Below are 24229 nucleotides of genomic sequence, written 5' to 3' on the forward strand. Positions count from 1 at the left end.
TTCCAGTGAAGGCGGGATTATGCGTTGCGCAGGTCGGCGCCCCACGCGGCGACATCGGCCAGCGCCAGCGTGCGCTGCGGGGCCTGGGCGTCGCGCAGGTTCTTGAGTGCGACCTCGCCGCGGGCGAGCTCGTCTGCACCGAAGATCAATGCATGGCGCGCGCCGCTTGCGTCGGCGCGCTTGAACTGGCTCTTCATGCTGCCCCACGATTCGGCGCCTGCGGCATGCATCTGCACGCTGACCCCGGCGCTGCGCAGCGTCTCGCACAGCGCCACCGCGACCGGCATCGCCTCGGCTGCAGGCACCACGGCGAAGACATCGGGCGCGCCGGCCGGCACGGCCACGCCGACCGCCTCGAGCAGCAGCAGCATGCGCTCGATGCCCATGCCCCAGCCGACCGCCGGCGTCGGCTTGCCGCCGAGCTGCTCGAACAGCCCGTCGTAGCGACCGCCCCCGCAGACGGTCCCCTGCGAGCCGAGCAGGTCCGTGACCCACTCGAACACGGTCAGGTTGTAGTAGTCCAGGCCGCGCACCAGGCGCGGGTTGATCCGGTAGGTCAGTCCGACCGCGTCGAGGATCGCGCGCACCGCGTTCAGGTGCGCGAGCGAGGCCTCGCCGAGGAAGTCCATCAGCTGCGGCGCCGACTCGACCATCGCCTGCATCGCCGGATTCTTGGTGTCGAGGATGCGCAGCGGGTTGCTGTGCAGGCGGCGCTTCGCGTCCTCGTCGAGGATGTCGGCATGCGCCTCGAAGTGCTTGACCAGTGCGGCGCGGTGCGCGAGACGCTCGTCGGCCTGGCCGAGGCTGTTGAGCTGGAGTTCGACGTTCGCCATCGGGATGCCGAGGTCGACCAGCAGCGCGCGGCACATCAGGATCTGTTCGGCATCGACATCCGGACCCTTGAACCCGAGCGCCTCGACGTCGATCTGGTGGAACTGGCGATAGCGCCCCTTCTGCGGCCGCTCGTGCCGGAACACCGAGACCTCGGACCAGACCCGCATCGGCCCGTTGTAGAGCGCGTTGTGCTCGACCATCGCGCGCACGATGCCGGCGGTGGCCTCCGGGCGCAGCGTGAGCTTGTCGCCGTTCATCGCGTCGGTGAACGAGTACATCTCCTTCTCGACGATGTCGGTCACCTCGCCGATGCCGCGCACGAACAGCGCGGTGGGTTCGACGATCGGCGTGCGCACGTTGGCATAACCGTAGCGCGCCATCAGCGCCCGCACCTTCGATTCGAACCACTCCCAGCGCGCCGACTCGGGCGGCAGGATGTCGTTCATGCCTTTGACGGCGCGCAATGATTCAGCCATGTTCGGAGGTTCGTGAAGAGACAGGCAGATTCACCGCGCCGGCGCGGTGAATCCCGAGGGCGTCAATGCGACGCCGCTGCAGCCGCGCCGAAGCGCTTGTCGATGTAGCGCTCGACCAGCGCGTGGAACTCGGCGGCGATGTTGTCGCCGCGCAGGGTCAGCGCCTTGTCGCCGTCGATGAAGACCGGCGCGGCCGGCGCTTCGCCGGTACCCGGCAGGCTGATGCCGATGTCGGCGTGCTTGCTCTCGCCGGGACCGTTGACGATGCAGCCCATCACCGCGACCTTCATCTTCTCGACGCCCGGGTACTTGGCCTTCCAGACCGGCATCTGCGCGCGCAGGTAGTCGTCGATTTCCTTGGCCAGTTCCTGGAACGTCGTGCTGGTCGTGCGCCCGCAGCCGGGGCACGCGGTGACGCTCGGATTGAACTGGCGCAGGCCGAGCGCCTGCAGGATCTCGAGCGCGACCACGACCTCCTGGGTGCGCGCCTCGCCCGGCTGCGGCGTCAGCGACACACGGATCGTGTCGCCGATGCCCTCCTGCAGCAGCACGCCGAGCGCCGCGGTCGACGCGACCGTCCCCTTGGTGCCCATGCCCGCTTCGGTCAGCCCGAGGTGCAGCGCGTAGTCGCAGCGCTTGGCCAGCGCCCGGTAGACGCTGATCAGGTCCTGCACGCCGCTCATCTTGCAGGACAGGATGATCTGGTCGGCGCGCAGCCCCAGCGATTCGGCGCGCCGTGCCGACTGGATGGCCGACGTGAGGATCGCGCGGTACATGATCTGCTGCGGCTCGAACGGCTCGGCAAGCTGGGCGTTCGCGTCCATCAGCTCGGTCAGCAGTTCCTGGTCGAGGCTGCCCCAGTTGACGCCGATGCGCACGGCCTTGTCGTACTTCGCGGCAACCTCGATCATCTGCGCGAACTGGCGGTCGTGCTTGTCGCCCTTGCCGACGTTGCCGGGGTTGATACGGTACTTGCTCAACGCCTCGGCGCAGGCCGGGTAGTCGGTCAGCAGGCGGTGGCCGTTGTAGTGGAAATCGCCGATCAGCGGCACGTCGATGCCCATGCGGTCGAGCTGCTCGCGGATGTACGGCACCTGCGCCGCGGCCTCGGGCGTGTTGACGGTGATGCGCACCATCTCCGAGCCGGCGATGGCCAGTTCCTTGACCTGGATCGCGGTGCCGATCGCGTCGACCGTGTCGGTGTTGGTCATCGCCTGCACCCGCACCGGCGCGCCGCCGCCGATCGTGACGACCCGCGAACCCCAGCGCACCAGCGCCTGGCGCGAGCGGTGTGCGGCCGGAACGGCGGGTTCGATGAAGTCGTCGAGGGTGGGAATCCGTTCGCTCATGGGGTCACGCTCACTTGAGTTCGAACCGCGCGACGTTTTCGCGCGTGCTGGCGAGTTCGTAGGGCTGGCCGCGGAACACGACCTGCGTGCCGGCCACGTTGCCGATCCGCACCTTCATCGGCAACGCGCCGTCGAGCCCGACGTTCTCGCCGGGTTGAAGCGTGCGCGAGATCAGCGACTGACCGCGCGCATCGACGACGTCGACCCAGGTTTGCGCGGTCGCGCGGAACTGGAGCACGCCGGATGCGGCCGCCACGGCGACGGCGTCCGGCTCGGCCGGCGCCACGGCGGTCGGTTCAGCCGCCGCGGGCACAGCCACTGCGGCCGATGCCGAAGCGGCCGGTTCCGCCGATAAGGCGGCGCTGGCCGCGGGCGGGGCGACGACCGCGACGGCCGGCGCTGTGGACACTCCCACCGGTTCGACCTTGCCGATGGGCTGCGGTCGGGTCGCTGCGGTGTTCGAGAAGCTCAGCCAGCTGGCCGGCGCCGCATAGACCGCCAGCGTCATGGCGACGATCACGCCGAGGATCCAGAGCACCGGGTTGGCCACGTGGGCCCAATCCTTCGGGGCCAGATGGCCGGGCCGGTCGTGGAACGGCGTGTTCAACCCCGCCGCCACCTGCTCGAGCCGGTGCCCGCGCGGCAGTGGCAGCAGCGCCAGGATCGGCGTCGGGTCGATCTTCAACGTGCGGCAGACCGTTTGGGCCAGCGCGCGCGTGAAGGTCGCATCCGGAAGCTGGTCGAACTGGTCGGACTCCAGCAGCTCGAGCTTGCGCGGCACGACCTTGATCGCCGCGGCGAGCGCGGCGATATGCAGGCCCTGCGCCTGGCGCGCCTGGCGAAGCAGGCCGCCGGCGGTGGTCGCGCGAACGGCGTCCGCGCCTCTTGCATCCGCGGTCGCGTCACTCATCGAACTGGCCTCGCTCGTACGAGCTCGCTTCACGTGAATTGGGGAAACGGCTGCGCAGCTGCTCGCCGTACTCCTGCGCGCCGGCGCGATTGCCCAGGCGCTGCTCGATGCGCGCCGCCAGCCACAGCGTCTGCGAACCGGTGAACGCCGGCACCGCGTTGACGCGCCGGATGTAGAAGCGCGCACGCTCGTAGTCGCCGCGGCGGTACAGCACTTCCGACAGGTTCACCGCAGTCGCCGGGTTCGACGGATCGAGCTGGTATGCCTTGGTCAGCGTGGCCTCCGATTCGGCCAGTTGCCCTGCGAACGCCTCGCACACGCCCTTGGTCAGCAGCGTGCGCGACTGGTCGCGGTACTGCGGCACGGCCAGCGCGCGGTCGAACATCGCGCTCGCCTCGGGGTAGCGCTTCTTCTGGCACAGGTAGTAGCCGAAGTTCTGCATCGCGTCGGCGTCGCGCGAGTTCAGCTGCAACGCGCGGCGGAAACTCTCTTCGGCCAGCTTGTCGTCGCCCAGGTTCGCGTAGATCAAACCGCGCAGGCTGTAGGCCTCGGACAGGTTGGGATCGGCCTGCAGCGCGAGCTTGACCTGATCGAGTGCCGTCGTCATCTGACCGCGGCCGAAGTAGCCGGAGGCCAGTTCCATGCGCAGCCTGGCGCGCTTGCTCGCATCGGTCTCGTCGGACGCGGTGACCAGGTCCTTGCCGTCGCCGACCGACCCGATCACGGTGGTCTGGGTCGTGCACCCGGCGGCCAGCGCGAGCAACGTCGCCGCCAGCCAGAAGGTGGGCGCCCGGCGCCGCGAACGGCCCGGGATCGAGTACAGCGTCATCGGCGAGTCTCCTGGGGATCGGCGCGGCCGGCGGCGATCGCCACGGCAACGTCCGAGCCGCTGCGGTGCACCGTCATGGGCGCACGCGTCATGCGGGCTTTGGCATTCGTCCGGTCCTGCACCTCGCCGGCGAGCTGACCGCAGGCGGCGTCGATGTCGTCGCCGCGCGTCTTGCGCACCGTCGCGACGACGCCGCCCTCCTGCAGCACGTGCAGGAACGCGGTGACGCGTTCGTTCGGCGAGCGCTTCAGGCCCGATTCGGGGAACGGGTTGAACGGAATCAGGTTGAACTTGCACGACACGCCCGAGCGTGCGACCAGCGCGAGCAGCTCGCGGGCCTGCGCGTCGCTGTCGTTCACGCCGTCGAGCATGCAGTACTCGAACGTGATGAAGTCTCGCGGCGCCTTGTCGAGGTAGTGATTGCAGCTGGCGAGCAGCTCGGCCAGCGGGTACTTGCGGTTCAGCGGCACGAGGTCGTTGCGCAACGCGTCGGTCGGCGCGTGCAGCGAGACGGCGAGTGCCACCGGCAGGTCGTCGCGCAGCCGCTCGATCATCGGCACCACGCCCGAGGTCGAGACCGTCACCCGGCGGCGCGACAGGCCGTAGCCGTGGTCGTCGAGCATCATGCGCAGCGCCGGCACAAGCGCCGCGTAGTTCTGCAGCGGCTCGCCCATGCCCATCATCACGACGTTCGTGATCGCACGCTGCCCCTCGGGCAAGTTCAACCGTTGGCGAAGGTGGTGCTCGGCGAACCAGAGCTGGCCGATGATCTCGCCGGTCGTCAGGTTGCGGCTGAAGCCCTGGTGGCCGGTCGAGCAGAACCGGCAACCGACCGCGCAGCCGGCCTGCGACGAGATGCACAGCGTGCCGCGATCGTCTTCCGGAATGAACACCGTCTCGATCGCGTTGCCGGCGCCGGCGTCGAACAGCCACTTGATCGTGCCGTCGCTGGACGCCTGCTCGCTGATCACCGGCATCGTCGCGATCACGGCACGACCGGCGAGCTTGTCGCGCAGCGACTTCGCCAGATCGGACATCTGCGCGAACTCGGCGGCGCCCTTTTGGTGGATCCAGCGGAACAGCTGGGTGGCGCGAAAGCGCTTCTCCCCGAGCTGTTCGCAGAACGCGGCCAACCCTTCCCTATCGAACTCGAGCAGATTGGTGGCGGCGTTCATGCGATGCCTCTCGAACGAGGCCTGCGCTTTTCAGCGGCTGTAGACGTTCATGCCCGGGAAGAAGAACCCGATCTCGACCGCAGCCGTCTCGGCCGCGTCGGAACCGTGCACGGCGTTCGCGTCGATGCTGTCGGCGAAATCGGCGCGGATCGTGCCCTTCTCGGCCTTCTTCGGGTCGGTGGCGCCCATCAGGTCGCGGTTCTTGAGAATCGCGCCCTCGCCTTCGAGGGCCTGGATCATCACCGGGCCGGAGATCATGAAGTCGACCAGGTCCTTGAAGAACGGGCGGGCCTTGTGCACCGCATAGAAGGCCTCGGCCTCGCCGCGCGACAGATGCGCCATCTTGGCGGCAACGATCTTCAGACCGGCGCCTTCGAAGCGGGCGTAGATCTGACCGATCACGTTCTTGGCGACGGCGTCGGGTTTGATGATCGACAGAGTGCGTTCGATGGCCATGTTTTTCTCTCCTGGATTCAAGTCTGGCAAAGCCTTAGATTGTACCGTGCAGCCTTGGCGGGACCGTGACAGCGGTACTCAACGTCCGCCGCGACGGCCACCGCCGCCGCCGCCACCGCCGCCGAACCCCCCACCGCCGCCGCCGCGATTGCCGCCACGCCCGCCGCCCTGGCCTCCGCCGCCGCCGCCACCGCGGTTCTTGCGGTGGAAGGCATCGGCGCCGAACACGCCGAGCGAGGTCTGCAAGGGATCAGGCTGCTTCGGACCGCCCTGGCCGCCACCGCCACGCTTGGGTCCCGGCGCCGGGCCGCTGCCGCCGGCACCGAAGCCGCCGCCGCCACCGTTGCGGAAGCCGCGCCCGCCCACGGGGCTGCGCGGGTTCGAGACGAAGCGCTTGTCGAAGGTCTGCTCGAGCGGATTCGGGATCGAGGACGGATCGAAGTCCAGGTCCTCGTCGCCATCGTCGCGCGGGCTGCGTTCGAAGTTGTCCGCCGATTGCTGCGCCGGCATCGGCATCGGGCTGTCGCGGCGCGGGCCGCGCTGGCGGTCACCGCCCTGGCGATCGCCTTGGCGGTCGCCAGGGCGGCCGCCCTGGCGCTCGCCGCGCGGGTTGTTGCCCTGCCGCGGCTCGTTGCCGCGTGCGTTCGGGTTCGGTCCGCGCGCGTCGCGCTGGCCGTTGTCGCCGCTCGCCAGGCGCCGGATCATGCGCACGTCGCCTTCTTCGAGGTCGACCCACACGCCGCGCTTCAGGCCGAGCGGCAGCACCACGGTGCCGTACCGGATGCGGATCAGCCGGCTGACCGTCAGGCCGACCGTGTCGAACAGCTTGCGCACCTCGCGGTTGCGGCCTTCGGTGATGACGACGCGGTACCAGTGGTTGGCGCCGTCGCCGCCGCCTTCGGTGATCGACTTGAAGCTGGCCTTCTGGCCTTCGACGTCGACGCCTTCCAGCAGGCTCGCCTTGTTCGCCTCGGTCAGGGTGCCCAGAAGGCGCACCGCGTACTCGCGCTCGACGCCGAAGCGCGGGTGCATCAGCTGGTTCGCGAGCTCGCCCGAGTTCGTGAACAGCAGCAGGCCCTCGGTGTTGATGTCGAGGCGGCCGACCGACTGCCACTTGCCCTGTTGCAGGCGCGGCAGGCGCCGGAACACGGTCGGTCGGTTCTGCGGATCGTCGTGCGTGACGATCTCGCCGACCGGCTTGTGGTACGCGATGATCCGCGGCGGCGGCGGCACGATGCGCAGTTTCACGGGCTTGCCGTTGACCTGCACACGATCGCCGAACGAGACGCGCTGGCCGACATGCGCCGGCTCGCCGTTGACCATCACGTGGCCATCGGCGATCAGGTCCTCCATGTCGCGCCGCGAACCGATGCCGGACTGCGCCAGCACCTTGTGCAGCTTGGGGGCGTCCGGTTCCGGCAGCAGCACGCGCTTGGTCGCGGCGGGGTCCTCTTCCTCGGCGGGCTCGGGATCGGGCTCGCCGCTGACGTCGAACTCGCCGGACAGCACTTTCTCGAACAGTTCGCCGGCTTCCGGCGGCGGCACGGCGGGAGCGGCTTCGGTGCCGCCTTCGGCGGCGACGCCGTCGCGCGGCTCGCCCCGTTCACCGCGCTTGCGATCGCGGCGGCCACGACGGCGGCCGCGCGGGCCGTCGCCGGCTTCCTCGTCCGAGCCGGCGGCTTCGCCGGCGTCGGCCGTCGCTTCGGCGCCCTGCGGCGCGTCGCCGGTCGAAACGGATTCGGCAGGCGCCGCCGCGACGACCGGCGCTGCGGCGGGCTCGTCGACTCGTGCCGGCATGACCTCGACCGGCGCGGCGACCGGTGCGTCGGCGGACGCGTCCACGGGGGCCGCGGCCGCGCGACGTCGCTTCGGCTTCGGCGCCGGTTCGGCGGCGGCTTCCTCGGTCACCGCGACCGCAGGCGCCGCTTCGTCCGCAGCCGGCTTCGCGACCCGACGCTTGCGGGCCGGCTTCGTCGGTGCCTCACCGCCTTCGACAGCGGGCACGTCGGCGTCGACCGGCGACGAGGATTCAGGATGGACGTTCATGCTTGGGGTTCCATGGGCGCGGCGTCAGCCGCTGGCTCGTCGGGAGAGTCGGAGGGAGGGGGATCGAGGGGAGGATCGAGAGGGAGCTCGGGCGCGGCATCGCCGGCTTCGAGGAGTGAACCTTGTTCCGGTCCGGCGGGCGTCAGCAACCCGGCATCGGGCAAGCCCGTCGCCAGCACCGGCAACTGTTCGAGGCTCGCCAGGCCCAGGTCGTCGAGGAACTGCTTCGTCGTCGCGAGCAGCGCCGGGCGCCCGGGCGACTCGCGGTAGCCGATCGCCTCGACCCAGCCGCGGTCCTCGAGCTGCTTGATGATCTGGCTGGCGACCGTGACGCCCCGGATGTCCTCGATGTCGCCGCGGGTCACCGGCTGGCGGTACGCGATGATCGCCAGCGTCTCCATCACGGCACGCGAGTACTTCGGCGGCTTCTCGGGATTCAGGCGATCCAGGTACTCGCGCATTTCCGGCCGGCTCTGCAGGCGCCAGCCGGTGGCGAGCGCGACGAGCTCGACACCACGGCCCTCCCATTCGCGCGTCAGCTCGTCGAGCAGCGAGCGCAGCGTGTCGGGACCGACCTCGTCGGCGAAGAGGACACGCATGTCGCGCAAGGGCAGCGGCTGGCTGGCGCAGATCAGGGCGGTCTCGAGGACGCGCTTGGCATCCTGGCTATTCATGGGCTTCGTTCACATCCTCGGCCGGATCGCTCCCGGCTGGTATCGACTGACAGTTCAGTGCAGTGGCCGCTCAGCGCTCACGGTGAACGCCCGGCCGGTGGCTCGGGCAGACGCGTCTTGCGGCTGGCAGGTGGCTGACGCTTCTCGCGTCATGCCGGTTTTGGGGCACCTTCGGTGCGCAACTCTCTCGCCGCTGGGCTTCGTCGTGGACCGGGGGCACCGTGAGGCGCCGCCGCGAGGGTCGGCTTCGGCGAGGGCTGGACGCATTGTAACCGCCACAGATGACCGCGCCAGCGGAATCAGCCAGTCGCCCCTTCCACGTTGCGCCAGGCCGACGCCAGGTCGGGCGGTGGCGCGGCATCGAACGCCAGCGGGTCGCCGCTGATCGGATGCGCGAAGCCGAGTCGCGTCGCGTGCAGCGCCTGGCGCGTCATCCCCAGCGCCGATCGGCCGCCATAGACCGCGTCGGCCACCAGCGGGTGCCCTTGCGCCGCCAGGTGGACGCGGATCTGGTGGGTGCGCCCGGTGTGCAGCTTGCAGCGCAGCGCGCTGCAGGCCGCGCCGGTCGCGACCACGGTCACGTCGGTGCGCGCCGCGCGGCCCGACGGCACAACGGCCATCTTCACGCGCGACTGCGGATCGCGTCCGATCGGCGCCTCGATCGTGAAGGTCTGCCGGGCGCGCATCTCGCCGTGCGCGATCGCGAGGTACTCGCGATGCACCTCGCGCGCCGCGATCGCGCGCGAGAGTGCCGTCACCGCCGCCAGGGTCTTGCCGACGACCATCAGTCCCGACGTGTCCTTGTCGAGGCGGTGAACGATGCCGGCACGCGGCAGCGCGGCCGCGGCAGCGTGATGCGACAACAGGGCGTTGAGCAGCGTTCCGGACCAGTTGCCGGCCGCCGGATGGACGACCATGCCGGCCGCCTTGTCGACCACGAGCAAGTGCGCGTCCTCGAACACAATCGCGATCGGCAGCGCCTCGGGCCGAAACGCTCGGCTCTCCTCGGTGGGCACCAGGTCGACGACCACGCGCTCGCCGGCCCGCACCTTGCGCGAGGCGCTGCGTGCCGGTACGCCGTCGACGCTGACGTGGCCTTGCTCGATCAACCCCTGCAGGTGCGTGCGCGAGAACTCGCCGGCCATCGCGACGACCGCCTTGTCCAGCCGCTGCGCATGCAGTGCGGTCGGCACCTCGGCCTCGCGGCGCTCGGGCTGCGCGGACCAGGGCGCCTCGAACTCGGTGTCGTCGCTCGCCGCGGGCGCCGGGGGCTCAACCATATAATCGCGACTCGTTTTTGACAGGACGGCACCGCTGTCGCGGATGCCCCAGGCCGATGATTCAAAAGAATGTGCTGCGACGGCCACTGGCTCTCGCGCTGGCCATGTCGATGGCCCTGCTCGCGGGCTGCGGATCGACTCCCAAGGAGCCCGAGTCGCAGTGGAGCGCGGAACGATTGTATGCAGAGGCCAAGGAAGAGGCCTCGCAGGGCAACTTCGAGCGCGCCGGCAAGCTGTACGAACGCCTCGAAGGCCGCGCCTCCGGCACGGCGCTGGCGCAGCAGGCACAGATCGAACGCGCCTACATGCTCTACAAGGGGGGCGACAAGGCCCAGGCGCTGTCGACGCTGGAGCGCTTCATCAAGCTGCACCCGACCAGCGCGGCAATCGACTACGCGCTCTACCTGCAGGGCCTGATCAACTTCAACGACAACCTGGGGCTGCTCGGCAGCCTGGCGCGCCAGGACCTGTCCGAGCGCGATCAGCAGGCGGCGCGTGATTCGTACCAATCGTTCAAGCAGCTCGTCGACCTCTACCCGCAGTCGCTGTACGCCGACGATTCGCGCGTGCGCATGAACTACATCGTCAACTCGCTGGCGGCGTACGAGGTGCACGTGGCGCGCTATTACTTGAAGCGCGGCGCCTATGTGGCCGCGGCCAACCGGGCACAACAGGTGGTGGTCGAGTTCCAGCAGTCACCGTCGACGCAGGAGGCGCTCTACATCATGTCCGAGAGCTACGACAAGCTCGGCCTGACGCAGTTGCGCGACGACGCGAACCGCGTGATGCAGAAGAACTTCCCCGGCGCCGCCGTGCCGGCCGAGGGATTCGGCGCACCGGCCAAGCGCCCCTGGTGGCAGCTCTGGTGAGCCGCGCAGCGGCCTAGTACGGTCGCACCGCGCTCGCAAGCGTGGCGAGCCAGTCCATCGCCTCGGCCTCGTTCGCCACCAGCGACATCGGCGGCAAGGCCTCCCGCAGGCGCTTGCCGTAGTTCATGCCGGCCATGCGCGGGTCGCACACGACCAGCAGGCCGCGGTCCGTCTCGCTGCGGATCAGCCGGCCGGCACCCTGCTTCAGCGACACGGCCGCCTCGGCGACGAAATAGTCCGCGAACGGATTGCGGCCCTCGCCCTCCAGCCGCTTGACGCGCGCTTCGACCAGCGGATCGTTCGGCGGCGGGAACGGCAGCTTGTCGATCAGCACGCACTGCAGCGCGTCGCCCGGCACATCGATGCCTTCCCAGAAGCTTTGCGAGCCGACCAGCACCGAGCGCGGCTGGGCCAGAAACTGCTGCATCAGCTGCCGCTTGGGCACCTGGCCTTGCACGAGCACTTGCAGCGAATCGCCGTTCGCGTCGAACTCGGCCTTGAGGCGTTCCCCGATCGTCTGGAGCGCGCGCAGCGTCGTCGTCAGCACGAAGGTCCGTCCGCCGAGCGCACGCGCGCAGCGCGACGCCAGGACCGCGACGGCTTCGGGATGCCCGGGTTCGTTCGGCTTGGGAAACCCGCGCGGCACGTACAGCCGCGCATGCGTCGCGTAGTCGAACGGGCTGCCCAGGCGCAGCGTGCGCGCCTCGGTGAGCCCGGCCGACTCGGTGAACCACGACAGGCGATCGTCGTCGCCCAGCGTGGCCGACGTGAACACCCAGGCCTTCGGCGCCAGCGCCATCTGCTCGCGCAGCGCATCGCGGATGTCGAGGGGCGACTCGATCAGCCGCGCCTGGTGCGGCGAGACGTCGATCCAGCGCACCTGGCCGTCCTCTGCCGGCGCAGCGAAGCGCTCGGCCAGGGTCGCGAACTGCTGGGCGCGTTCGCCGAGCTTGACGAAGTCGGGCGAGCTGTCGGCGACGACCTTCAGGGCCGCGCCGGCGGCGTCGCACGCCTGCCGCACGCCGGCCAGCGCCTCGATGAAATCGGCCTGCGCGCCGCGTTCGTTCCAGCGAAGCTTCAAGGTGCCCCGCAGATCGCGCAGCCGCCCGGCTGCCGCGATGCGCAGGTCGCGCGCCGCGCGGTCGCACGCGCCGGCGATCTCCTGCCAGGGCTGCAGCCCGCGCGCCTGCTGCAGGCCGGCGCCCAGCACGTCGCGCGCAAAGTCGATCACCTGGCCGGTGCCAAGCGTGGTGCCGAGGAACTGCACGCCCGCCTCGGTCAGTTGATGGGCTTCGTCGAACAACGCGACCTCGACGCTGGGCAGCAGCTCCGCCACGCCGCTGTCGCGCAGGCTCATGTCGGCGAAGAACAGGTGGTGGTTGACGACCACGATGTCCGCGAGCATCGCCTCGCGCCGGGCCTTCACGACATGGCACTGGCGAAACTGCGGGCACTCCTGGCCAAGGCAGTTCTCGCGCGTCGAAGTCACGAGCGGGATCACGCTGCTGCGCTCGTCGAGCCCGTCGAGCTCCGCCAGATCGCCGCTGACGGTGACGTGCGACCACTGCTCGACCTTGGCCAGGGTGCGCACGGCCCAGCGGTCGGGCAGCGTCTCGGCCTGTCGCGCCTGGTTCAAGCGGTGCAGGCACAAGTAACTGCTGCGCCCTTTCAGCAGCGCGACCGCCACGGGCAGCTGCAGCGCCTCGCGCAAGCGCGGGATGTCGCGCAGGAAGAGCTGGTCCTGCAGGCTCTTGGTGGCGGTGCTCACAAGCGCCCGCGCGCCGCTGAGCAGCGTGGGCACCAGGTAGGCGAAGGTCTTGCCGACGCCGGTGCCCGCCTCGGCGACCAGCGCCGTGCGGGTGTCGATGGCCTGCGCGACGCCAAGCGCCATGCGCAACTGGACCTCGCGCTCGACGTGGTTTGCATCGGCCCGGGCGAGCGCACCGTCGCGGGCGAATGCCGCGGCGACGGCCTCCTCGAGCGCGCTCACGCCGGCTCGGGCGGATCGATCTCCGCTTCGAGCCGCGCGATCTGGTCGCGCAGCAGCAGGCGGCGTTTCTTGAGGCGGCGCAGGCTGAGTTCGTCGTCCGGCAGGCTGAGCGCCGCCTGGTCGATCAGGTTGTCGAGGTCGGCGTGCTCCATCCGCAGCTCGATCAGCCGGCGCGGCGGGGAATGCAGGTTCAGGTCCATTGGGGGTGCCGTCGCGGAGTCTTCTGTGCGTTTTTCGGCAGGGTGAGCTCGAGCAAACCGATTATAGTTTTCTACATGAGCACAGCGACCTTGGCGTATCGCCTGACAGGCACCACCGGGTTGCACCGGGGCGATCGCGCCTACCAGCAGGACCAGGTCGAAATCCTCCCGCACGACCGCACGCCCGGCTGCCTGCTCGCGGTCCTCGCGGACGGCATGGGCGGCAAGAGCGGCGGGCGCAAGGCGGCGGACCAGGTGCTGCTGACCGCGAACCAGCTGTTCGAGCGCTATTCGCCGAGTCGCGACAATCCGGGCGAGGCGCTGAAGCAGCTGGTGCTGGAAGCGCACCTGATGATCAAGCTGACCGCGATCACCTCCGAGGAGGAGCCGCACAGCACGGTCGCCGCGTTCATCGTCAGCCCGTCACGCGACTGCGACGTGATCCATGCCGGCGATTCGCGCGTGTACCACTTCCGCGGCGCCGATCTCGTCAGCCGTACGATCGACCATTCGTACGTCCAGCGGCTCGTCGACGAGGGCCAGATCACCGAGGACGAGGCCAATGCGCATGCCCAGTCCAACCTCTTGACGGGCTGCCTCGGCACCAATGCCGACCCGCCGCTGTCGCACAAGCACCTGGGCCAACTGGAGATCGGCGACAGCCTGCTCGCCTGCAGCGACGGGCTGTGGCACTACTTCACGCCGCGCGAACTCGGTGCGATCGTCCAGGCCCTGCCGGCGCGCGAGGCTGGCGAAATGCTGGTCAGCAAGGCCCGTCAACGGGCCCGCGGCGGTGGCGACAACCTGTCGCTGGCGCTGGTGCGGGTCGAAGCGCTGGACTGATCAGCGCGGCGCCGAGGCGCCCGATGGCACCGGCAGCGGCGCAGCCGCCCTGCCCTGTGCGGCCCGCTCCGCATTGCGACGCTCGACGCTGTCGCGGTGTTCACGCGCTGCCCGCGCCCGCGCCTCGAACTTGTTGGCGTTTTCTCGCTCTTGCGAAGCGCTCAGCATCGGCGCGCGCGGCTCTGAAGTCTTGCCTGCCGACGTGGGGGGCGGCGGTTCGGCCGCACGCCGCAGACGCACACCCGGCGGCCCGGATGCCGCGTCGCTGGCGCGACCCTGCTGCGCTTCGAGGCGTTCGGCGATGGCCTTGCGGCGCGCCGCGGCCGTTTCGCGCCGGCGCGCCTCGTCGAGCTGGAGCTGCGCCTGCCGCAGGCTCGCCGTCTTCTCGCGGTGCGCGCGGCGCGCCTCTTCGAGACACGGAGCGACCAGGAAACGGGTTTCGCACTCACGCTCCTGCTCGGCCAGGCGCGCGTTGGCGGCCGCACGCTCGCCGGCAATCCGGTCGTGCGCCGCATCGGCGGCCAGCGCCCAGGCCGGCAGCGCAAGCGCCAACACGGCGAGGACGGGACGGATGTTCATGTCAGCGAAGTATCCACATCGCGCCGGGCGAGTGCGAGAAACTCGGCCGACTGCATCTCGCGCAAGCGTGACACCGTGCGCGGAAACTCGTGGGCCATCGGCCCTTCGGTGTAAAGCCCCTCGGGCTCGGTCTCGGCCGACATGATCAGCTTGACGCGACGGTCATAGAGCACGTCGACCAGCCACGTGAAGCGCCGCGCCTCCGAGGCCATTCGCGGCGACATCGCCGGCACACCCGACAGCAGCAAGGTGTGGAACTGGGTCGCGATCTCGAGGTAGTCGTTCTGTGAACGCGGACCGCCGCACAGCTCCTTGAAATCGAACCAGACCACCCCGCCGGCACGCCGCCGCGCCAGGATCTCGCGGTGCTCGATGTGCAGCAGCGGCGACTCGTCCTTCGCCTCGGCGAGGCGCTCGAACGCGTGCGTCATCGCCGCCTCGGCGGCGGCGTCGAGCGGGGTCTGGTAGAGCCCGACCTGCGCCAGCGTGATCTGCCGGTAGTCGTTGCCGTTGTCGACGTTGACCACCTCGAGCTGCGCGTTCAGCAGCGCGATCGCCGGCAGGATGCGGTCGCGGTGCAGGCCGTTCGGGTACAGGTCATCGGGCTTGAAGTTCGACGTGGTGACGATGCTGACCCGGTTGGCGAACAGCGCCTCGAGCAATCGGTACAGGATCATCGCGTCGGTCACGTCGGCGACGTGGAACTCGTCGAAGCAGATCAGCCGGTAGCGTCGCGCCATGCGCTGGCCGAGCTCGGCCAGCGGGTTGACCGTGCCCTGCAGTTCGGTCAGCTCGCGGTGCACCTCGCGCATGAATTCGTGGAAGTGCAACCGGGTCTTGCGCTGCAACGGCACGGCATTGAAGAAGCAGTCCATCAGGAAGCTCTTGCCGCGCCCGACGCCGCCGTACATGTAGACGCCGCGCGGGATCGGCGGGCGCGCGATCAGCTTGGTCAGCGCGTTGCGGCGCCTCGCCTTGTACGCGATCCACTCGTTTTCGCAGCGCTCGAGCGAGTCGACCGCGCGCAGCTGCGCCGGATCGGCGGTGTAGCCGCGCTCGGCGAGCGTCTGGAGGTAAAGCGCGCGGACGCCCACGGGTGCCGCGCGTCAGAAGTTCAGCGTGCGCTTGTCCACCGCGAGCGCGGCTTCCTTGGTCGATTCGCTCAGGCTGGGATGCGCGTGGCAGATGCGCGCGATGTCCTCGCTCGACGCCTTGAACTCCATCGCGACGACCGCCTCGGCGATCAGCTCCGAGACCATCGGCCCGACCATGTGCACGCCGAGAATCTCGTCGGTCTTGGCGTCGGCGATCATCTTCACCATGCCGGTCGTGTCGCCGAGCGCGCGCGCGCGGCCATTGGCCATGAACGGGAACGTGCCGGCCTTGTACGCGCGGCCGGCGGCCTTGAGCTGCTGCTCGGTCTGGCCGACCCAGGCGATCTCGGGCGAGGTGTAGATCACCCACGGCACGGTGTTGAAATCGACGTGCGGGTGCTGGCCGGCGATGCGCTCGGCCACCGCGACGCCCTCCTCCTCGGCCTTGTGCGCGAGCATCGGGCCGCGCACGACGTCGCCGATCGCCCAGACGTTGGGCAGATTGGTCTTGCAGTCGCCGTCAACCGCGATGAAGCCTCGTTCGTCGAGCTTCAGCCCGACCGCTTCGGCGTTCAGGCCGTTCGTGTTCGGCACGCGACCGATCGAGACGATCAGTTTCTCGCATTCCAGCTTCTGCTCTTTGCCGGCCGCGTCGGTGTAGGCGACCGTCACGCCGTTCTTGGCGGACTTGACGTCGCTGATCTTCACGCCGAGCTGGATCTTCAGGCCCTGCTTGGTCAGCGCCTTGTGTGCCTCCTTGGCGATCTGCTCGTCGACCGCACCGAGGAAGGTCGGCAGCGCCTCGAGCACGGTCACGTCGGCGCCGAGGCGGCGCCAGACCGAGCCCATCTCCAGCCCGATCACGCCCGATCCGATCACACCCAGGGTCTTGGGCACCGCCGGAATGCGCAACGCGCCGTCGTTCGACAGGATCGAGGTCTCGTCGAACGCGGCGCCGGGCAAGGCGCGAGCGTTCGAGCCGGTCGCGACGATCACGTGCTTGGCAGTCAGTGCATCCGGCTTGTCGCCGGCCACCGCGATCTCGTAGACGCCCCCGCCAGACTTGGTGAACGAGGCACGGCCGTGGAAGAACGTGACCTTGTTCTTCTTGAACAGATAGAGGATGCCGTCGTTGTTCTGCTTCACGACGGTGTCCTTGCGACCCAGCATCTTCGCGACGTCGATGCTCAGGTTGCTCAGGCCGATGCCGTGGTCCTTGAAGCCGTGGCCGGCGTGCTCGAAGTGCTCGCTCGACTGCAGCAGCGCCTTCGACGGGATGCAGCCGACGTTGGTGCAGGTGCCGCCCGGTGCCGGCCCCCCCTTCTCGTTCTTCCACTCGTCGACGCAGGCGGTGTTGAAGCCCAGTTGCGCGGCGCGGATGGCCGCGATGTAGCCGCCCGGGCCGCCACCGATGACGACCACATCAAATGCTTTGCTCATGATTCGAAGGTGCCGTTCAGATGTCGAAAAGCAAGCGGGCCGGATCTTCCAGCGCTTCCTTCATCGCCACCAGGCCCAGCACGGCTTCGCGGCCGTCGATGATGCGGTGGTCGTACGACATTGCGAGGTAGTTCATCGGGCGTACCACGACCTGGCCGTTCTCGACCATTGCCCGGTCCTTGGTCGCGTGCACACCGAGGATCGCCGACTGCGGCGGGTTGATGATCGGCGTCGACAGCATCGAGCCGAAGGTGCCGCCGTTGCTGATCGAGAAGGTGCCGCCGGTCAAGTCGTCGAGCGAGAGCTTGCCCTCGCCGGCCTTCTTCGCGAACTCGGCGATCTTCTTCTCGATGTCGGCGAAGCTCATCTGGTCGGCGTTGCGCAGGATCGGCACGACCAGACCGCGCGGCGAGCCGACCGCGATGCCGATGTCGAAGTAGCCGTGGTAGACGATGTCGTTGCCGTCGACCGAGGCGTTGATGATCGGGTACTTCTTCAGCGCTGCGACCGCCGCCTTCACGAAGAAACTCATGAAGCCGATCTTGACGCCGTGCTCCTTCTCGAACTTCTCCTGGAAGCGCTTGCGCATTTCCATCAGCGGCGCCATGTTCACTTCGTTGAACGTGGTGAGGATCGCGTTGGTCGATTGCGACTGCACCAGGCGCTCGGCGATGCGAGCGCGCAGGCGGCTCATCGGCACGCGCTGTTCGGGGCGCTCGCCCAGCGACTGCGCCGGCGGTGCGGCCACGGTGGGCAGCGCCGCCTTCGGCGCGGGCGACGGCGCGGCCACGACCGGCGGCGTCATCGCGACCGGCTTGGCGCCACCCTCCATCGAGGCCAGCACGTCGCCCTTGGTCACGCGGCCGTCGCGGCCGGTGCCGGGCACCGAGCCGGCCGGGATGCGGTTGTCGGCCATGATCTTCGCGGCGGCCGGCATGGCTGGCGCGGCGTTGGTCGCCGCATCCAGCACGGGCGGCGGCGTGACGCCGGGCGTCGCGCCCGGGGCGGGCTCGGCCGCCGGGACGGGCTTGACGTCGAGCGGGCTGACCGCCTCGGTACCTTCGGTATCGATCTTCGCGATCACTTCGTCGGCGATGCAGGTCTCGCCGTCGTTCTTGACGAGTTGCGCCATGACGCCGGCAGCCGGCGCCGGCACTTCGAGAACGACCTTGTCGGTTTCGATCTCGACCAAGATCTCGTCCATTTCGACCCGTTCACCGGGGCGCTTCTTCCACTGCAGCAGCGTCGCTTCGGCGACGGATTCGGACAGCTGCGGACACTTGACTTCAACGATTGCCATTTTGATTTCTTCTCGATGTTCTGGGGAGCGCGCGGTTCAGCGCAGCATCACTTGGTCAGCACGAAGCCCTTGAGCTTGCCGTAGGCCTGCTCGAGCAGCGCCTTCTGCTGTTCCTGGTGGAGGTGCGCATAGCCGACGGCGGGGGACGCCGAGGCGGGGCGTCCCGCGTAGCCGAGTTTCTGCCCGTCGACCATGTTCTCGTGGATGTAGTGCTGGACGAAGAACCAGGCGCCCTGGTTCTGCGGCTCGTCCTGGCACCACATGACCTCGGTCGCGTTCGGGTACTTCTTCATCTCGGCCGCGAACGCCTTGTGCGGGAACGGGTACAGCTGCTCGACGCGCACCAGCGCCACGTCGCCGTTCTTGCGCTCGGCGCGGGCCTTGACGAGGTCGTAGTAGACCTTGCCGGAGCAGCAGATCACGCGCTTGACCTTTTGCGCATCGACCTCGGCGCTGACCTCGCCGATCACGGTCTTGAACTCACCCTTGGTGAACTCGGCGAGCGGCGACGTCGCGTCCTTCGCGCGCAGCAGCGACTTCGGCGTCATGATGATCAGCGGCTTGCGGAACATGCGCACCATCTGGCGACGCAGCACATGGAAGATCTGGCTCGCCGACGTCGGCTGCACGATCTGCATGTTGTTGTCGGCGGCCAGCTGCATGAAGCGCTCGAGGCGCGCCGACGAGTGCTCCGGGCCCTGCCCTTCATAGCCGTGCGGCAGCATCAGCGTGATGCCGTTGGCGCGGCCCCACTTGACCTCGCCGGAGGCGATGAACTGGTCGATCACGACCTGCGCGCCGTTGACGAAGTCGCCGAACTGCGCTTCCCAGATCACCAGCGTGTTCGGCTCGGCCGAGGCATACCCGTATTCGAAACCGAGCACCGCTTCTTCGGACAGCAGCGAGTCGATCACGACGAACGGCGCCTGGCCATCGGCCACGTGCTCGAGCGGCTTGTAGGTGCCGACGTCCCACTTCTCCCGGTTCTGGTCGTGCAGCACCGCGTGGCGGTGCGTGAACGTGCCGCGACCCGAGTCTTCACCCGAGAGGCGCACCGCGTAGCCGCTCGCCACCAGCGACGCGAACGCCAGGTGCTCGCCCATGCCCCAGTCGACGTTGATCTCGCCGCGGCCCATCGCGGCCCGGTCGGCCAGCACCTTCTCGACCAGCGTGTGGACCTTGAAGTTGGCCGGGACGGTCGTGATGCGTTCGGCCAGGCGCTTGATCTCGGACAGCGGCAGCGCGGTGTCGGCCGCGTCGGTCCACTTCTTGCCGAGGAACGGCGCCCAGTCGACCGCGTACTTGCTCTTGTAGTTGGTGAGCACCGGGTCGTAGGTGTTCTTGCCCGCGTCCATCGCGGCGCGCAGCGCCTTGACCATCGAATCGGGCCCGTCGGTCGGCAGCACGCCCTGGACCACCAGCTTCTCGCCGTACAGCTTGCGCGTGCCGGGGTGCTGGGCGATCTTCTTGTACATCAGCGGCTGGGTCAGCGCCGGCGTGTCCTGCTCGTTGTGGCCGAGCTTGCGGAAGCAGACGATGTCGACGACGACGTCCTTGTTGAATTCCTGGCGGTAGTCGAGCGCGAGCTGGGTGCACAGCACGACCGCTTCCGGATCGTCGCCGTTCACGTGCAGCACCGGGGCCTCGATCATCTTGACCACGTCGGTGCAGTACAGCGTCGAGCGCGAATCGCGCGGGTCGCTGGTCGTGAAGCCGATCTGGTTGTTGATGACGATGTGGACCGTGCCGCCGGTGTAGTAGCCGCGCGTCTGCGCCAGCGCCAGCGTCTCCATCACGACGCCCTGGCCGGCGAAGGCCGCGTCGCCGTGGACGATGATCGGCAGCACCGAATCGCCTTCGGTGTCGCCGCGGCGGTCGAGGCGGGCCTTGACCGAGCCTTCGACCACCGGGTTGACGATCTCGAGGTGCGACGGGTTGAACGCCAGGCTCAGGTGAACCGGGCCGCCGGCGGTGGTGATGTCGGACGAGAAGCCCTGGTGGTACTTCACGTCGCCGGACGGCAGGTTCTCGGGCGCGGTGTGGTCGAACTCGGCGAACAGGTCCTTCGGCATCTTGCCGAGGGTGTTGACGAGCACGTTCAGGCGGCCGCGGTGGGCCATGCCGATCACGATCTCCTGCACGCCCTTGGCGCCGGCGCGCTGCACCAGTTCGTCCATCGAGACGATGAAGCTCTCGCCGCCTTCGAGCGAGAAGCGCTTCTGACCGACGTACTTGGTGTGCAGGTAGCGCTCGAGACCTTCGGCCGCGGTCAGGCGGTCGAGGATGTGCTTCTTCTGCTCGGCGTTGTAGTTCGGCTTGCTGCGGATCGACTCGAGCCGCTCCTGCCACCAGCGCTTCTCGGTCGGCTCGGTGACGTGCATGTACTCGGCGCCGATCGAGCCGCAGTAGGTCTCGCGCAACGCCTGCACGATCTCGCGCAGCGTCATGTTCTCGGCGGTCGAGAAGAAGGTGTTGGTGGCGCTGAACGCGATGTCCATGTCGGACTCGCTCAGGTCGTAAAACGCTGGCTCGAGCTCGGGGATCTTCGGGCGCTCCTGGCGCTTCAGCGGGTCCAGATCGGCCCAGCGCGAACCGAGGAAGCGGTACGCCGCGATCAGCGACTGGACGTGGACCTGCTTGCGCGCGATCGCCAGGTCGGTGCTGCTGGCCTTGCTGCCGAAGGTGCCGGCCTTGGCGCGTTGCGAGAAGGATTCGATGACGGGCGCATGGGCCACGTCGCGGGCGTTGGTGCCATCGACCGCCGGCACGTGCTGCAGCGCGTCGAAGTACTTGCGCCAGTTCTCGGGCACCGAGCCCGGGTTGTCGAGGTAGGCCTCGTACATCTCTTCGACGTACGGGGCATTGCCGCCGAACAGGTACGAGTTCGACCGGGATTCCTGCATCATTTCGCTCACCTTTCGCACCGGTTTCCGGCGCTGAGTGTGGGTTGAAAAACCTTCCGCGACGCGGCTAGACCACTTTGCGGAGAAGCGACCCGCCTCGGTCAGAAAGCACCGAGGGGACGGGAAGGATCTGTAACGTTCAAGCGCAGGACTTTACCACCGCGCCGCTGCCCCTCATGCCAGCGCGACGCGCTGGCGGGCGGATTGGTACTCGCGCCGCAGGCGACCGATCAGGTCGGCGGCCGGCTGCACGCTCTTGATCGCACCGATGCCCTGGCCGCAGCCCCACACGTCCTTCCAGGCCTTGGCGCCGGTGCCGCCGAAGTTCATCTTGCTCGGGTCGCTCTCGGGCAGGTTGTCCGGGTCCAGGCCGGCCGCCTTGATCGAGCCCTTCAGGTAGTTGCCGTGCACGCCGGTGAACAGGTTGCTGTAGACGATGTCATCGCTGCTGCTGTCCACGATCATCTGCTTGTAGCCTTCGACCGCACGCGCTTCCTCGGTCGCGACGAAGGCCGAGCCGATGTACGCGAAGTCGGCGCCCATCGCCTGGGCTGCGAGCACCGCGCCGCCGCTGGCGATCGAGCCGCTCAGCGCCACCGGGCCGTCGAACCACTCGCGGATCTCCTGGATCAGCGCGAACGGGCTCTTCACGCCGGCATGGCCGCCGGCACCCGCCGCGACGGCGATCAGCCCGTCGGCGCCCTTTTCGATCGCCTTCTTCGCAAAGAAGTTGTTGATGATGTCGTGCATCACCACGCCGCCCCAGGCGTGAACCGCGTCATTCACATCGGTGCGCGCGCCCAGCGAGGTGATGATGATCGGCACCTTGTACTTGGCGCATACCGCCATGTCGTGATCGAGGCGGTCGTTGCTCTTGTGGACGATCTGGTTGATCGCGAACGGCGCGGCCGGCTTGTCCGGATTCGCCTTGTTGTACGCGGCAAGCGTCTCGGTGATCTCGGCGAGCCAGTCGTCGAGTTGTTCGGCCGGGCGCGCGTTGAGCGCCGGCATCGAGCCGACGACGCCGGCCTTGCATTGCTCGATCACGAGCTTCGGGTTGCTGATGATGAATAGCGGCGCGCCGATGATCGGCAGCGGCAGGGTGGCGAGGACTCCGGGCAGGGACATGGGCTGGTCTCGGTGGAAAAAGTCGGTGGCAAGGTTCAGAACGAGTCGAGCGCGAGCGCAGTGACGCTGTCGCCGCCCTCGACGATCGAGTCGCGCACGCCCGGCACCTTGTTCAGCAGGTGCTCGGCGTAGAAATGCGCGGTCGCGACCTTGGCCTTCAGGAACGCGGCATCGCCTTCGCCCTTCGCCAGTTGGTCTTCGGCGACGAGCAGCGCGCGCGCCATCTGCCATCCGGCGACCACGTTTCCGGCGAGCATCAGGTAGGGCACCGAGCCGGCGAAGACGGCGTTCGGGCTGGCCTTGGTGTTTCCGGCGACGAAGTCGACGGCCTGCTCGAAAGCGATGCGCGCGGCCGTGAGCCGCTTCAGCATCGACTTCGCCGCGGCGCTGGTGTGCTTCGCGAGGTCGGCCTCGGTCGCGGCGATCTGCGCCGCGATCGCCTTCGGCGTGCGGCCGCCGTCGCGCGCGGTCTTGCGACCGACCAGGTCGTTCGCCTGGATCGCGGTCGTGCCTTCGTAGATCGGCAGGATGCGCGAATCGCGCAGGTACTGCGCCGCGCCGGTCTCCTCGATGAAGCCCATGCCGCCGTGCACCTGCACGCCCAGGCTCGCGACCTCGACGCTCATCTCGGTGCTGTAGCCCTTCACGAGCGGCACCATGAATTCGTAGAAGGCCTGGTTCTGCTTGCGCACCTCGGCATCGGGGTGGTGGTGCGAGGCGTCGAACGCGGCCGCCGCGGTGATCGCCATCGCGCGGCAGCCTTCGGTGTACGCGCGCATCGTCATGAGCATGCGCTTGACGTCCGGGTGGTGGATGATCGGGCCGCTGCCGGGCAGCGAGCCGTCGACCGGGCGCGACTGGATGCGCTCCTTTGCGAAGGTCGCGGCCTTCTGATAGGCGCGCTCGGCCACCGCGATGCCCTGCATGCCGACCGCGTAGCGCGCCGCGTTCATCATGATGAACATGTACTCGAGGCCGCGGTTCTCCTCGCCGATCAGCTGACCGACCGCGCCGCCATGGTCGCCGAACTGCAGCACCGCGGTCGGGCTCGCCTTGATCCCGAGCTTGTGCTCGATGCTGACGCAGTGCGCGTCGTTGCGCTCACCGAGCGAGCCATCGGCGTTGACCACGAACTTCGGCACGATGAACAGGCTGATTCCCTTCACGCCCTCGGGTGCGCCGCTCACGCGCGCGAGCACCAGGTGCACGATGTTCGACGCCATGTCGTGCTCGCCGTAGGTGATGAAGATCTTCGTGCCGAAGAGCTTGAACGTGCCGTCGGGTTGCGGCTCGGCGCGGGTGCGCACGAGCGCCAGGTCGGAGCCGGCCTGCGGCTCGGTCAGGTTCATCGTGCCGGTCCACTCGCCGGAGATCATCTTCGGCAGGTACAGGGCCTGCTGCTCGGGCGAGCCGGCGGTCAGCAGCGCCTCGATCGCGCCGTCGGTCAGCAGCGGGCACAGGGCGAAGCTCAGGTTCGCGCTGTTGAGCATCTCGATGCAGGCGGCACCGATCGTCTTCGGCAGGTTCTGGCCGCCGAAGTCGCTCGGGTGCTGCAGGCCTTGCCAGCCACCCTCGCCGAACTGGCGGAAGGCCTGCTTGAAGCCGGGTGTCGTCGTGACGACGCCGTCTTTCCACGACGACGGGTTCTTGTCGCCTTCCCAGTTCAGCGGCGCGACCACGCCTTCGTTGAACTTCGCGCACTCCTCGAGCACGGCCTGCGCGGTCTCCGGGCCGGCCTCCTCGAAACCCGGCAGCGCCGCGACGGCTTCGAGGTTGGCCAGTTCCTTCATGCAGAACAGCATGTCGTTGACGGGGGCGCGGTAGGTCATGGTCTTGTCTCCAGGAATAGAAAAG

The 24229-nt window shown here is 68.7% G+C and carries 20 protein-coding genes; 2 read left to right on the top strand and 18 right to left on the bottom strand.

What is annotated here, in order from left to right; genetic code table 11:
• Positions 1–17 precede the first annotated feature (17 nt).
• The 9 genes from hisS to ASC76_RS18935 all read right to left on the bottom strand — a co-directional run bounded on the left by hisS (position 18) and on the right by ASC76_RS18935 (position 10029).
• The gene (gene hisS, locus ASC76_RS18895; protein WP_056469949.1) at positions 18–1310 is read right to left on the bottom strand and encodes a histidine--tRNA ligase; all 1293 of its coding nucleotides are present in this window, start codon (positions 1308–1310) and stop codon (positions 18–20) included.
• A gap of 62 nt (positions 1311–1372) precedes the next feature.
• A complete protein-coding gene (gene ispG / locus ASC76_RS18900) occupies positions 1373–2659 on the bottom strand; it encodes a flavodoxin-dependent (E)-4-hydroxy-3-methylbut-2-enyl-diphosphate synthase (RefSeq protein WP_056469952.1) in 1287 nt (428 codons plus the stop codon).
• A gap of 10 nt (positions 2660–2669) precedes the next feature.
• Positions 2670–3569: a helix-turn-helix domain-containing protein gene (locus tag ASC76_RS18905; protein ID WP_056469955.1), complete on the bottom strand. Its 900-nt coding sequence runs from the start codon at positions 3567–3569 to the stop codon at positions 2670–2672.
• Entirely contained in the window at positions 3562–4398 is an 837-nt protein-coding gene (gene pilW, locus ASC76_RS18910; protein ID WP_056469958.1) for a type IV pilus biogenesis/stability protein PilW, read from the bottom strand. Before pilW ends, ASC76_RS18905 begins: the two co-directional genes overlap by 8 nt.
• Complete coding sequence (gene rlmN / locus ASC76_RS18915; RefSeq protein ID WP_056469961.1) at positions 4395–5573, bottom strand: 23S rRNA (adenine(2503)-C(2))-methyltransferase RlmN; 1179 nt, start codon at positions 5571–5573, stop codon at positions 4395–4397. Before rlmN ends, pilW begins: the two co-directional genes overlap by 4 nt.
• 30 nt (positions 5574–5603) lie before the next feature.
• The gene (ndk, locus tag ASC76_RS18920; RefSeq protein ID WP_056469964.1) at positions 5604–6029 is read right to left on the bottom strand and encodes a nucleoside-diphosphate kinase; all 426 of its coding nucleotides are present in this window, start codon (positions 6027–6029) and stop codon (positions 5604–5606) included.
• A gap of 78 nt (positions 6030–6107) precedes the next feature.
• Entirely contained in the window at positions 6108–8075 is a 1968-nt protein-coding gene (locus ASC76_RS18925; RefSeq protein ID WP_056469967.1) for a pseudouridine synthase, read from the bottom strand.
• Complete coding sequence (gene scpB / locus ASC76_RS18930; protein WP_056469970.1) at positions 8072–8749, bottom strand: SMC-Scp complex subunit ScpB; 678 nt, start codon at positions 8747–8749, stop codon at positions 8072–8074. The genes ASC76_RS18925 and scpB overlap by 4 nt, the downstream gene beginning before the upstream one ends.
• A gap of 299 nt (positions 8750–9048) precedes the next feature.
• The gene (locus ASC76_RS18935) at positions 9049–10029 is read right to left on the bottom strand and encodes an RluA family pseudouridine synthase (protein WP_082549280.1); all 981 of its coding nucleotides are present in this window, start codon (positions 10027–10029) and stop codon (positions 9049–9051) included.
• A gap of 56 nt (positions 10030–10085) precedes the next feature.
• On the opposite strand from ASC76_RS18935, the gene ASC76_RS18940 reads away from it, so the two are divergent.
• The gene (locus ASC76_RS18940; RefSeq protein ID WP_371262152.1) at positions 10086–10898 is read left to right on the top strand and encodes an outer membrane protein assembly factor BamD; all 813 of its coding nucleotides are present in this window, start codon (positions 10086–10088) and stop codon (positions 10896–10898) included.
• 13 nt (positions 10899–10911) lie between these two features.
• Here the strand turns inward: ASC76_RS18940 and ASC76_RS18945 are convergent, their stop codons facing one another.
• The gene (locus tag ASC76_RS18945; RefSeq protein ID WP_082549348.1) at positions 10912–12789 is read right to left on the bottom strand and encodes an ATP-dependent DNA helicase; all 1878 of its coding nucleotides are present in this window, start codon (positions 12787–12789) and stop codon (positions 10912–10914) included.
• A 95-nt stretch (positions 12790–12884) separates the two neighbouring features.
• The gene (locus ASC76_RS18950) at positions 12885–13088 is read right to left on the bottom strand and encodes a DUF465 domain-containing protein (protein WP_056469975.1); all 204 of its coding nucleotides are present in this window, start codon (positions 13086–13088) and stop codon (positions 12885–12887) included.
• Positions 13089–13163: 75 nt separating this feature from the next.
• On the opposite strand from ASC76_RS18950, the gene ASC76_RS18955 reads away from it, so the two are divergent.
• Positions 13164–13931, top strand: coding sequence for a PP2C family serine/threonine-protein phosphatase (locus ASC76_RS18955; RefSeq protein ID WP_056469977.1), 768 nt, complete (start codon positions 13164–13166; stop codon positions 13929–13931).
• Here the strand turns inward: ASC76_RS18955 and ASC76_RS18960 are convergent, their stop codons facing one another.
• From ASC76_RS18960 to ASC76_RS18990, 7 genes are all read right to left on the bottom strand, one after another.
• Entirely contained in the window at positions 13932–14510 is a 579-nt protein-coding gene (locus tag ASC76_RS18960) for a hypothetical protein (protein ID WP_056469979.1), read from the bottom strand.
• Complete coding sequence (gene zapE, locus ASC76_RS18965; RefSeq protein ID WP_056469981.1) at positions 14507–15604, bottom strand: cell division protein ZapE; 1098 nt, start codon at positions 15602–15604, stop codon at positions 14507–14509. The genes ASC76_RS18960 and zapE overlap by 4 nt, the downstream gene beginning before the upstream one ends.
• 12 nt (positions 15605–15616) lie before the next feature.
• Positions 15617–17044, bottom strand: coding sequence for a dihydrolipoyl dehydrogenase (gene lpdA, locus ASC76_RS18970; protein ID WP_056469983.1), 1428 nt, complete (start codon positions 17042–17044; stop codon positions 15617–15619).
• A 16-nt stretch (positions 17045–17060) separates the two neighbouring features.
• Positions 17061–18344, bottom strand: a complete 1284-nt coding sequence (gene odhB, locus ASC76_RS18975) for a 2-oxoglutarate dehydrogenase complex dihydrolipoyllysine-residue succinyltransferase (protein WP_056469984.1) — start codon at positions 18342–18344, stop codon at positions 17061–17063.
• A 47-nt stretch (positions 18345–18391) separates the two neighbouring features.
• Positions 18392–21250 carry a 2-oxoglutarate dehydrogenase E1 component gene (locus ASC76_RS18980; protein WP_056471132.1) on the bottom strand — a complete coding sequence of 953 codons (2859 nt, stop codon included), beginning with the start codon at positions 21248–21250 and terminating at the stop codon, positions 18392–18394.
• 171 nt (positions 21251–21421) lie between these two features.
• Positions 21422–22375, bottom strand: a complete 954-nt coding sequence (locus tag ASC76_RS18985) for a nitronate monooxygenase family protein (RefSeq protein ID WP_056469988.1) — start codon at positions 22373–22375, stop codon at positions 21422–21424.
• Positions 22376–22410: 35 nt separating this feature from the next.
• Positions 22411–24204 (bottom strand): acyl-CoA dehydrogenase, encoded by a 1794-nt coding sequence (locus ASC76_RS18990; protein ID WP_056469991.1) that lies wholly within the window; start codon positions 24202–24204, stop codon positions 22411–22413.
• Positions 24205–24229 lie beyond the last annotated feature (25 nt).

Origin of the sequence: Rhizobacter sp. Root404 (genome assembly GCF_001425865.1) — a bacterium.
Classification (GTDB): domain Bacteria; phylum Pseudomonadota; class Gammaproteobacteria; order Burkholderiales; family Burkholderiaceae_C; genus LMDS01.